We start from the raw sequence: 10888 nt of genomic DNA on the forward strand, positions 1-10888 counted from the left end.
GATCAGGAGTCAGTGATGTCCGCACCCGCCAGCATCGTCCCCCTCGTCCTCGGTCGCAAGACCGTGACGGCACCGAGCTCGCTGCTCGTCATGAGCTCGTTCTTCGCCTGCGCGACGCTGTTCCTCACCGTCGCCGCCGGGGCTTGGATGTTCTTCCAGATCCCGCCGAGCACCGATCCGAACACCCAAGGACTCGATGTCGCCTACAAGTTCTTCGCGGGACTTGCCACGATCCTCCTCGTCATCCCCGCGAGCACCCTGGCCTCCGCCTCGGCGACGCTGTCGGCCAGGCGGCAGGACGAGCGGCTCTCGACGATGTCCCTGCTCGGCGCCCAGCGCTCGTCGATCATCGCGATCGCCGTGGCCGAACCGCTCGTGCCCGCCGTCATCGGCATCGTCGCAGGCGTCCTCGGCTACCTGGGGCTCGCGTGGCCGGTGAGTCACATCCACTTCCTCGGGCAGCCGATCGGGTACGCGAACATGCTCATGCCCCCGCTCCTGCTCGCCGCGGTCGTCGTCTTCCTCATCCTCGTCTGCGTCGTCTCGGCGCTGCTGGGGCTGCGGAAGGTCGCGATCTCCCCGCTGGGAGTCCGGACGAAGTCGCTCGAGCGGAAGTTCCCCGTCGCCCGGGTCATCGCGGTCATCGTCGCGATCCTCGTCCTCCCGGTCGTCGTCAGCCTGTCGAAGTCGGCGAGCCTGGGGATGGGGGTGATGATCTCGGCGATGCTCGCGGTCTTCGTCATCGGCCTCATCGTCGTCGACCTCCTCGGCGGGCTCTTCGTCCGCTGGTTCGCCCACCTGGCGGGCAAGCGCGCGCTGACGCCGGCCCGGCTCATCGCCGCCCGGCTCGTCTCCGATGAGCCGAAGCGGTTCTGGCGCCGCGTCTCCGGGGTCGCGATGACGGCGTTCGTCGCGGCCGTCGGCGGCACGGGCATCGCGCTCATGCAGTTCGCCACGGACATCTCCGACGACCCGAGCGTCGACATGCCGCAGGAGCACCTCACCCTCTACCAGGACCTGTTCACCGGCGTGCTGCTCGTCATGGGGATCTCGATCGTCCTCATCGCGGTCTCCGCGCTCATCAACCAGGTCGCCGACGTCTACGACCGGGCCGACACCTTCTCCGACCTCTATGCCGCAGGCATGGACGTCGACACGATGCACGCGGGGATGGTGCGCGCGGTCCTCGGTCCCGTCATCTGGGTGTCGCTGCTCGCCGGCGGTCTGGGACTCGTCCTCGTGCTCCCGCTGGCCGGGGCGGCCCTGGTGATGAAGCCCGTCACGTTCCTCACGATCCTCGTGTCAGTGGTCGTCGGTATCGTCGTCATCAGGCAGGGACTCCAGGTGGCGAAGCCGATTCTCGCCGCGGTCGCCACCGCCGGCCGGGCACGGCTGTGACGCTGGGCCGCTGCGCCGCCTCGGCGAGATCGGGGCGGCACCGGCGGTGACGTGAATCGCTGTCGGGTCCGCGCGCGGCACGGGTAAAGTGGGATGGCACTGCACCCGGGCCGGGCAGGCGTAGGCACAGAGGAGGAGACGTGGGAGTGAGCAGCGATCTGGGGTACGACGGACTCAGAACTCCTCCGCAGGATATCGAAGCCGAGGAGAGCGTCCTGGGTGCCATGCTCCTGTCGAAGGACGCCATCGCCGACTGCGTCGAATCGATGTCGCGTGATGACTTCTACAAGCCCGCGCACGAGACGATCTACGAGGCGATCCTAGACCTCTACTCCCGCGGCGAACCCGCCGACTCGGTCACGGTCGCGAACTACCTGACGAAGTCCGGCGATCTCTCCCGGATCGGCGGACCTGCCTACCTCCACACGCTCATCTCCTCGGTCCCCACCGCCGCGAACGCCGGATACTATGCGACGATCGTCCGCGAGCGCGCGGTGCTGCGCCGCCTCGTCGAGGCCGGCACCCGGATCGTGCAGATGGGCTACGACGCCGAGGGCGACACCGACGCCGTCGTCAACAACGCGCAGGCCGAGATCTATCAGGTCACGGAGAAGCACACGACGGAGGATTACGTCATCCTCGCCGACATCCTCGGCGAGGTGGCAGCCGAGATCGAGCGCAACGGCGACACCGACGGGCAGACCGCCGGGGTGCCGACCGGGTTCACGGAGTTCGATCAGCTGACCAACGGCCTCCACCCGGGGCAGATGATCGTCATCGCCGCCCGACCCGGTGTCGGCAAGTCGACGCTCGCCCTCGACTTCATCCGCTCGGCAGCGATCCATCACAAGCAGGCCGCGGTCTTCTTCTCCCTCGAGATGGGCAAGAACGAGCTCGTCATGAGGCTCCTCTCCGCAGAGTCGGAGATCCCGCTGCAGAACCTGCGCCGCGGTGAGCTCAGCCCCCACGACTGGACGAACCTCGCCGCCACCGAGGCGCGCATCAACGACTCGCCGCTCTTCGTCGACGATTCGCCGAACATGGCGCTCACGGAGATCCGCGCGAAGTGCCGCCGGCTCAAACAGCAGCACGACCTCAAGATGGTCTGCGTCGACTACCTCCAGCTCATGAGCTCGGGCAAGCGCGTCGAATCCCGCCAGCAGGAGGTCTCGGAGTTCTCCCGCTCGCTCAAGCTGCTGGCCAAAGAGCTCGAGGTGCCCGTCATCGCGCTCTCCCAGCTCAACCGCGGCAGCGAGCAGCGCACCGACAAGCGACCGATGATCTCCGATCTCCGCGAATCCGGATCGATCGAGCAGGACGCCGACATGGTCCTCCTCATCCACCGTGAGGACATGTACGACAAGGAGCACGAACGCGCCGGCGAGGCCGACATCATCGTCGCCAAGCACCGAGCCGGACCGACCGGTGACATCGCCGTGGCCTTCCAGGGCGCGAAGTCCCGGTTCGTCAACATGCCGCAGTAGGTTTCCCGCCACAGGAGCGAGCCTGCCCGGATCGGTGCCCTCACGTCGCTTTGTACGATGGCAGGCATGGACACGACCCCGAACGATCTGCTCGTGCTGCTCGCGGTCTCCCGCTCGGCGAAGTTCGCGACGGCGGCCCATGCGCTCGGGGTCAACCACACGACGATCTCACGACGGATCGCGGCCTTGGAGAAGGCACTCGGCGGCCGGGTGCTCGCCCGGTCCGGCAGCGGATGGGAGCTCACGGAGCTCGGCGCCGAGGCGGTGCGCGTCGCCGAGCAGGTCGAGCTCGCGGTCGGCAGCCTCGGTGAGTCGGGCGAGACTCCCGATCCCGTCAGCGGTGTCGTGCGGATGTCGGCGACGGACGGATTCAGCGCCTATGTGGCCTCACCGGCCGTCGCGGCGCTGCGGCGGACCCATCCAGGTCTGAGCGTCGAGATCATCACGGTGACACGGCAGGCCCTGCAGCAGCGGTCCGGCCTCGACATCGAAGTCGTCGTCGGCAAACCGCAGGTCCATCGCGCCGAGGCGGTCCACCTCGGCGACTATGCGCTGGGAATGTACGCCGCGCGGGACTACCTCGCCGACCACGGCACCCCGACGACGGTTGACGCGCTCATGGAGCACCAGCTCGTGTACTTCGTCGACTCGATGCTCCAGGTCGACGACCTTGACGCACCCCGGCGCCTCGTCCCGTCGATGAAAGACGGTGTGACCTCGACGAATGTCTTCGTCCATGTCGAAGCCACGCGTGCCGGCGCCGGCATCGGGTTCCTGCCCTGTTTCATGGCCGACCGGCATGCCGACCTCGTCAGACTTCTCCCGGACGACCTCACCGAACACCTCCCGTACTGGATGGTGCTGCGGCCCGACTCCATGCGCCGTCCCGCCGTCGCCGCGGTCGCCAGAGCGCTCAAGCACCAGACGGCGGCGTGCTACGACGCCCTCATGGGGAAGGAAGAGAGGGTCTGATCGACGTACGGCGCCCGCACCGCGTACGGTGCGGGCGCCGCGGGACTCACTGGCCGAGGATGTCGGCGATGCCCTGCCGGTAGGTCGTCACAGCGAAGTCAGGGAAGCGGGAGGCGAACTTCGACGTGTCGAAGATGTTGTCCCCGCGGTACCGGGGAAGGAGTTCGGCCGCCTCGGCGAGCATCGGATTGAACCGGCTGCCCAACTTGAACACCCACAGCGGGAGCACGGTGTAGCCGATCTTCCGCCCGGTGATCTCGGAGGCGATCGCGATGAGCTCACGGTACGTGCGGCGATGCTCGTCGATCGGCAGATGCCAGGTCTGCCCGTACGCGTCGGGGGTGTTGCCGAGCAGCGCCAGCGCCCGACTGGCATCCGGCGTCCAGATCAGCGATCGCTTCGTCGTCGCACTCACCGGCACGAGCGGACGCTTGCCCGCCCTGATCCGGTCGAATACGAGCATGTTCGACCAGCTCTTCGTCTTCCCCGGCCCGTAGAACTCCGGGGCCCGACCGATGAGCGCGTCGATCTGACCGGCGGCCATCGCATCGAGGAGCATCGTGACGATCTCCGCCCGCACCCGCCCCTTGCGGCCACCGGGGGCGAATCCCGTCGACTCGATCTGCGGGGTCGGGGTGCCCGGATACATGTACGTGTTGTCGAAGAAGACGAGCTTCGTCCCATGGGCCATGCACGCATCGATGACATTGCGCATCATCGTCGGGAACTTCTCCTCCCACAGGGCCGAATCCATCGGCAGACCCACCGTGAGATAGGCGATCGCGCTGCCCGCGACAGCACGCTCGGTCGACGCCGGGTCCATGAGGTCGGCGGCGACCAGCTCATCCGTGCCGTTGACCTGCTTCGGGTGCCGGCTGACGAGCCGGATGTCCTGAGTGAAGTCGCGATGGAGGGCGCGGGCGAGTTCGTCGGCGATCGGCCCACCTGCACCGAGAATGGTCTGCATTCCGTCTCTGCGTTCGCTGGTCGGGTTCACTTCACACCCGGTATCCGCTTGAGCACGCGCAGCGCGCCGGTGACGATGCGCGCGTAACGCGCAGGATCGACGTTGTCCGGCACACCGACGGGCAACAGCCGCGAGGCGGCGATCGTCTGCGACTCGGTGTACTTGAGGATGCCGTGCTCCCCGTGCCGCCGGCCGAGGCCGGAGGCCTTCATGCCGCCCATCGGGGCATCCATCGACCCCCACGCCGCGGCGTACGCGTCGTTGACGTTGACGGTGCCGGCCTCGAGCCGGGAGGCGACGCGGACTCCGCGGTCCTCGTCGGAGGTCCACACGCTGAAGTTGAGGCCGTAGTCGCTGTCATTGGCTCTCGCGATCGCCTCCTCCTCGTCGGCGACCCGGTAGAGGCTGACGACCGGACCGAAGGTCTCGTGCGCGTAGACCTCCATCGACTCGTCGACATCGGTGAGGATCGTCGGCTCGTAGAAGTAGGGGCCGAGCTCGGGACGGCGCCGACCGCCGGCGAGCACCGTGGCGCCCTTGTCCCGCGCATCATCGACATGGCGCATCACCGTCTCGAGCTGCTTCTGCGAGACGAGCGAGCCCATGTCCGCGGAGTAGTCGATCCCGGCGGTCAGCGTCATCGCCCGGGCAGCGGCGGCGAACTTCGCAGTGAAGTCGTCCCAGAGGACGTCGGGGACATAGATGCGCTCCATCGAGATGCACAGCTGCCCGGTGTTGGAGAAGCTCGCCCGGATCGCCCCGGACACGGCCTTGTCGACGTCGGCATCGTCGAGGACGAGCAGGGCGTTCTTCCCGCCGAGCTCCATCGACGCATCGATGAGGTTCTCCCCGGCCTGGGCGGCCACCGTCCGTCCCACAGCGGTCGACCCGGTGAACATGAGGAAGTCGGAGTTCTCGATGATCGGCAGACCGAGTTCGGCGCCAGACCCGGTGACGACCTCGACGAGACCGGGCTGCATGCCCGCCCGCTCGAGCATCTCCACGGCCCACAGTGCAGCGAACGGCGTCTGCGCATCCGGCTTCGTGACCACCGCATTGCCGGCGATGATCGCCGGCAGGGCATCGCTGATGCCGAGCGTCAGCGGATAGTTCCACGGCGAGATGATGCCGACGACGCCCTTCGGATGATGGAGCTCCCACACCTTCGTCAGCGCCAGCTGCGCACCCTGACGGCGCTTGGGTCGCAGGTACCTCTCCGCCGTGTGCGCGTAGTAGCGGGCGTTCAACGCGACATCCATGATCTCCTCGAACGCATGCCGGCGGGCCTTGCCGTTCTCCAGCTGGATGAGGTCGAGGACTTCGTCCTGGTGGCGCAGCACGAGGTCGTGGAAGCGCATGAGCACCTCCGCCCGTTCCCGAATCGGACGGGCGGCCCACTCCTTCTGGACGCTGCGGGCCCGTGCGGCCGCGGCGACGACATCGGCCGGGGTGGCGTGCGGAACAGTGCCGAGCACCTCACCGGTCATCGCATTGGTGACGTCCTGCGTGGCGTCGGGGTCGGCGACCCGCACGCGGCGGCTCAGCGCCGCGAGTCGGTCGGCGGTGATCCTCGGAGTGATCCGCGCATCCGCGGTCAATGTGGACACGATGGTCTGCCCTTCTGTGGTCGTGTGTCGGGAATGGAGCGATTGGCTGGGAGTGTAGGTCAGTGACATGAACGTCGTCAGTCGAGCGAGATGACGCGCGGCATGTGGAGAGCCGCCTGACCGTGGGTCATGACATCGAACATCAGGGTCCGCGTCGGACGCAGCGAGCGGATGTCATCGGAGATCCGTCCCTCGCCGAGGCGGGTCTCGACATGGCGCGGGAACAGCGCGGTTCCCGAGACGAGGGCGTTCGTCTGGTTGAACGTCGCATGCCATCCTCCGTCGAAATGCGTATACGACGTCAGGGAGGACACCGCGGTGCCCGACCGGTGCCGCTTCTGCCGGGGAGTCAGGGCCCGGAGTTCGAAATCGGTGCCGCCGGAGTCGTTGAGCACCCGTCCGGTCACGGACTGCGCGGTGATGTCGACATCGATGTCGGTCACCCACTTGGGGAAACCGTAGCCGTCGTGCCCGCGGACCTGGGCGATCTCGGTGTTGACGGGCAGGGAGAGCACATAGGAGTCGAGGTGGTTGTTCTTCAGCGCCGCGAGCAGGTCGATCGCCCCCAGCGGACCGTGGTGGGGCGGTTTGACCGCGATGCCGACGGCCGCCTCGGTGTAGAAGTCGATGTCGGCGACGTCGTAGCGGAACAGCAGCACCGAGGCGAGACCGAAGCCGGGAACGGCTTCGAGCGGATCGAGCGGTGCGGGCAGCCGGTCGCGCAGCGCGCTCATCGGCGCGAGCATCGTCAGGCGCGCGCTCGACATCGCGTAGTAGAAGTTCGGGGTGAACGTGCGCCCGATGCGCGACTCCACCTCGACCTTGGGCTGATTGCGGAAGAAGTCGACGCTGGTCACGCGGGGGTCGCGGGCGACCTCGTCGAGGTCGGGCTGCATGCGATAGCGGTCGAAGAGACCGCCCGCGGGCACCTGGAGGGTGCGCGAGCCCAAGGTGACTTCGGTGGTCGGGGCGGTGTTCGTCTCGGTCATGTTTCTCACTCCACATCTGATTCCGGACTCTCGAACTGAGAGTAGGCTGACGAAGTTAACAGTGTCAACATGGCGATGCGGGGATTCATTCCCGACCTCCGGGTGTGTTCCCGGTCTCAGCGGCGCTGCGTGGGTCTCAGTCGGTGAGCAGGGCGGCGAAGGCGGCGCGGACGCGGGTGTCGAAGTCGACGTCGTCGTTGGCCCCGAGGGTGCCGTCGATGTGGAGGGTCGCCAGTCCGTGGGCGAGTGCCCAGCCGGCGGTGGCGAGTCCGTGCGGGTCCCGCTGCGGGTGGGTGGCGATCGCGACCTCCTGGATGCGGGCGAAGACGGCCGCGCAGGCGACCCTGACCTCGTCGACGGTGCTGAGCTCCTGGCCGAACATCAGTGCGTAGAGGGCGGGATGCGCCTCGGCGAAGTGGATGTAGGTGAGCGCGAGCTCGACGAGCGGGGTGTCGCCCTCCCCGTGCTCGCCGACGACGGCTTCGAGTGAGGTCTGGAGCTCGGCGAAGCCGTCGGCGGCCATCGCGGCTTCGAGGTCCTGCTTGCTTTCGAAGTGGCGATACGGCGCGGCCTGGGAGACGCCGACCCGGCGGGCCACGGCGCGCAGGGAGAAGGCCTCGCCCGTCTCGAGCATCTCGACGCCGGCGGTGATGAGCGCGTGGCGCAGGTTGCCATGATGATGCCGCGGCTTCTCCGCGGACGCTGTTGACACAGTCGATCCTCCCCCGTAATTTTTCAGTGTGGACACTGTTAACTTTAGCAATCGAAGCGTCCTCCCCACAGCGTCCTCGTCGTTCTAGGAAAGGTCCCCTCATGACATCGGTTCTCTTCGTCATCACCGCCGCCACCGGATGGACGCTTGAGGACGGTACCGTCCATCCCACCGGCTACTGGGCCGAGGAGGTCGCCGAACCCTACCGTCTCTTCTCCGAGGCCGGGTGGGACATCACCGTGGCCACGCCCGGGGGAGTGCCTCCGACGCTCGACGAGCTCAGCCTCGGCATCGCCGGGGGTCGACCGAAGAAGCGCCGGGAGATCCGCGCCTACCTCGACTCGATCAAGGACGCCCTCGACCATCCCGTCGCCCTCGACACCGTCGACGAGGCCGACTACGACGTCGTCTTCTACCCCGGAGGGCACGGCCCGATGGAGGACCTCGCGGTCGATCCGGTCTCCGGCGCACTCCTTAAGCGGCGCCTCGACTCCGGCAGGCCGCTCGCCCTCCTCTGCCATGCGCCGGTCGCCGTGCTCGCGGCGAAGAACGAGGACGGGTCGAACGCCTTCGCCGGACGGACGATGACGGGACTGTCCAACGTCGAGGAACGTCTCAACGCCTTCGCGTGGAAGGCCAAGTGGCTCCTCGAGGACGCCGTCAAGGACGCCGGGATCCACTACGAGAAGGGCGTGGTTCCGCTGCGTCCCCACATCGTCGTCGACGGCAGCCTCTACTCGGGGCAGAATCCCGCGTCCGCCGAGGCGCTCGCCTCCCGGATCATCGCCGACGTCGACGGCCGACGCGCGGCACCGGGGCCGACGGCGTGAGTCGGCACGCACTCGACGTCCGCGGCACCACCGTCCTCATCACCGGCGCGAGCTCGGGCCTCGGGGCGGAGTTCGCCCGACAGTTCGCCGCCCGCGGTGCCGATCTCGTCCTCGTCGCCCGCCGCCGTGACCGGCTCGAGGAGCTCGCCCGAGAGCTCGAGACCGCCCACCGCATCACCGCCCATGTTCTCGTCCATGATCTCGCCGAGGCGGCAGGGGTCGACGGGCTCCTCTCGGATCTCACCACCGGGGGCATCGCGGTCGACTCGCTCGTCAACAACGCCGGGTTCGGCATCGCCGAACCCTTCGCCGACACCGCCCCCGAGCGGATCGATGAGATGCTCGCCGTCAACGTCGTGGCACTGACCCGGCTGACCCGCGCGCTGCTGCCGCAGCTGACCGGGGTGCTCGTCAACATCGCGAGCACCGCGGCCTACCAGCCCACGCCCGGGATGGCCGCGTACGGTGCGACGAAGGCCTACGTCCTCTCCCTCACCGAGGCGATCGCCGAGGAGACGCGGTCGGTTCCGCTGAGGGTGCTGGCGCTCAGCCCCGGTCCGACGAACACGGAGTTCTTCGCCGTGGCCGGCAGCGACTTCGCCGGCACGGGACGCTTCGACACCCCCGAACAGGTCGTCGCGGTCGCCTTCGCCGCACTCGAGCACCGTCAGCCGCGCAGCGTCATCTCGGGGTTCGGCAACAAGGTGCTCGCCGCCGGTGCCGGTCTGCTGCCCCGGAGGATCGCGCTCAAGGCCGCCCGGAAGGCACTGGAGTGAACCTGTTCACCGCAGGTACGGTGGGGACATGACGATCGAGACGACCGAGATCACCGCCTACCTCGATGAGTACGCGCGCTCGCTGAGCGAATTCGACGCCGAGGCGGCGAGCCGTCTGTGGTCGATGCCGGGAATGATCGTCGACGATGCGTTCTCCGGGGTGCTCGAATCGCGGGAGGCGATGGCCGCGGGGCTCGAGCAGTCCTACCCGCTCTACCGGCAGCTCGGGCTCGCCTCGGTCGGGTACGACCTCCTCGGCGAGGATCATCTCACCCCTGACCTCGTCATGGTCCAGGTGCGCTGGGACTTCGTCGACGACGCGGGGGAGCCGCTCACCGACAGTGTCGCGCACTACCTGCTGCGACGCGAGAGCGAAGGGCTGCGGGCGACGGTGTGCGTGCAGACCGACGACCGCGAGAAGCTCCAGGCGCTCGCGACGGCGAAGGGCGTCGACCTTGGATAGCCGGTCGACTCACGTGCTGCTGCGGGCGCCGAGGAGGCCGAGCCGCTCGAGGTCGGCCCGCAGGTCCTGAGCACCGGTGAAGACGATGCCGATGAGCCCGAGGCCGCGCGCCGCCTCGACATTGGCCGCGAGGTCGTCGACGAACACCGTGCGCGCAGGATCGAGGTCGAAGCGGTCGAGGAGGAGGCGGAAGATCGCGGGGTCGGGTTTGATGAGCTTCTCCCGCCCGGAGACGACGATGTCCTCGAGCTCGCTGATCGCCGGTGCCGCGACGGGCGCGAAGTGGACGGTCTCGGCCGACCAGTTCGACAGGCCGAGGAGCCGCACGCCTTCGGCTCCCAGGTCGGCGACGATCTCGGCCATGCCGGGGATCGGACCGGTCAGCGACCGGTCGAACCGCTCGTAGTACGTCGCGACGATCTCCCCGTGGCGGGGATCGGTCGCGCTCGCCCGCTCCACCACCTCGGCGATCGTCGCCCCGTTGTCGGCGGAGACGTTGAGGGCGGCGAAGTCGGCTTCGGCGGCGAAGGCGTCCCATTCGGCCCGGCTCATCCGGTCGGCCAGCGGCCCGGACTGGTCCCATCCGACGAGGACCTGACCGAGGTCGAAGACGACGGTCGTGGGAACGGCGACCCCGGTCCCGCTGTCACCGGCGGGGATCGGGTCGTGGGAAGCTTCGGTCATCGGCGC

Annotated in this window: 11 protein-coding genes; 6 read left to right on the top strand and 5 right to left on the bottom strand. The window is 68.2% G+C overall.

What is annotated here, in order from left to right:
- The first annotated feature begins 15 nt into the window (after nt 1–15).
- From ACFQ91_RS12160 to ACFQ91_RS12170, 3 genes are all read left to right on the top strand, one after another.
- Complete coding sequence (locus ACFQ91_RS12160; protein WP_211978538.1) at nt 16–1398, top strand: FtsX-like permease family protein; 1383 nt, start codon at nt 16–18, stop codon at nt 1396–1398.
- Nucleotides 1399–1538: 140 nt separating this feature from the next.
- The gene (dnaB, locus tag ACFQ91_RS12165) at nt 1539–2882 is read left to right on the top strand and encodes a replicative DNA helicase (protein ID WP_376870099.1); all 1344 of its coding nucleotides are present in this window, start codon (nt 1539–1541) and stop codon (nt 2880–2882) included.
- 66 nt (nt 2883–2948) lie between these two features.
- Nucleotides 2949–3854, top strand: coding sequence for a LysR family transcriptional regulator (locus ACFQ91_RS12170; RefSeq protein WP_198500059.1), 906 nt, complete (start codon nt 2949–2951; stop codon nt 3852–3854).
- Between the two features lie 46 nt (nt 3855–3900).
- On the opposite strand, the gene ACFQ91_RS12175 is transcribed toward ACFQ91_RS12170, so the two are convergent.
- The 4 genes from ACFQ91_RS12175 to ACFQ91_RS12190 all read right to left on the bottom strand — a co-directional run bounded on the left by ACFQ91_RS12175 (nt 3901) and on the right by ACFQ91_RS12190 (nt 8129).
- The gene (locus ACFQ91_RS12175) at nt 3901–4821 is read right to left on the bottom strand and encodes an NAD-dependent epimerase/dehydratase family protein (RefSeq protein WP_198500058.1); all 921 of its coding nucleotides are present in this window, start codon (nt 4819–4821) and stop codon (nt 3901–3903) included.
- Between the two features lie 26 nt (nt 4822–4847).
- Complete coding sequence (locus ACFQ91_RS12180; protein ID WP_198500057.1) at nt 4848–6428, bottom strand: succinic semialdehyde dehydrogenase; 1581 nt, start codon at nt 6426–6428, stop codon at nt 4848–4850.
- Nucleotides 6429–6505: 77 nt separating this feature from the next.
- Complete coding sequence (locus ACFQ91_RS12185; protein WP_198500056.1) at nt 6506–7417, bottom strand: acetoacetate decarboxylase family protein; 912 nt, start codon at nt 7415–7417, stop codon at nt 6506–6508.
- A gap of 136 nt (nt 7418–7553) precedes the next feature.
- The gene (locus ACFQ91_RS12190; RefSeq protein ID WP_232623778.1) at nt 7554–8129 is read right to left on the bottom strand and encodes a TetR/AcrR family transcriptional regulator; all 576 of its coding nucleotides are present in this window, start codon (nt 8127–8129) and stop codon (nt 7554–7556) included.
- 101 nt (nt 8130–8230) lie between these two features.
- On the opposite strand from ACFQ91_RS12190, the gene ACFQ91_RS12195 reads away from it, so the two are divergent.
- Genes ACFQ91_RS12195 through ACFQ91_RS12205 form a run of 3 tightly spaced genes read left to right on the top strand, consistent with a single transcriptional unit; the run spans nt 8231 to nt 10198 of the window.
- A complete protein-coding gene (locus ACFQ91_RS12195; RefSeq protein WP_198500055.1) occupies nt 8231–8959 on the top strand; it encodes a type 1 glutamine amidotransferase domain-containing protein in 729 nt (242 codons plus the stop codon).
- Nucleotides 8956–9735 carry an SDR family oxidoreductase gene (locus tag ACFQ91_RS12200; protein WP_198500054.1) on the top strand — a complete coding sequence of 260 codons (780 nt, stop codon included), beginning with the start codon at nt 8956–8958 and terminating at the stop codon, nt 9733–9735. Before ACFQ91_RS12195 ends, ACFQ91_RS12200 begins: the two co-directional genes overlap by 4 nt.
- A 28-nt stretch (nt 9736–9763) precedes the next feature.
- Nucleotides 9764–10198, top strand: coding sequence for a hypothetical protein (locus ACFQ91_RS12205; protein ID WP_198500053.1), 435 nt, complete (start codon nt 9764–9766; stop codon nt 10196–10198).
- A 9-nt stretch (nt 10199–10207) separates the two neighbouring features.
- On the opposite strand, the gene ACFQ91_RS12210 is transcribed toward ACFQ91_RS12205, so the two are convergent.
- Nucleotides 10208–10882 carry an HAD family phosphatase gene (locus tag ACFQ91_RS12210; protein WP_198500052.1) on the bottom strand — a complete coding sequence of 225 codons (675 nt, stop codon included), beginning with the start codon at nt 10880–10882 and terminating at the stop codon, nt 10208–10210.
- Between the last annotated feature and the right edge of the window lie 6 nt (nt 10883–10888).

Source organism: Brevibacterium sp. NPDC056726, assembly GCF_042790515.1.
Taxonomy (GTDB): domain Bacteria; phylum Actinomycetota; class Actinomycetes; order Actinomycetales; family Brevibacteriaceae; genus Brevibacterium; species Brevibacterium sanguinis.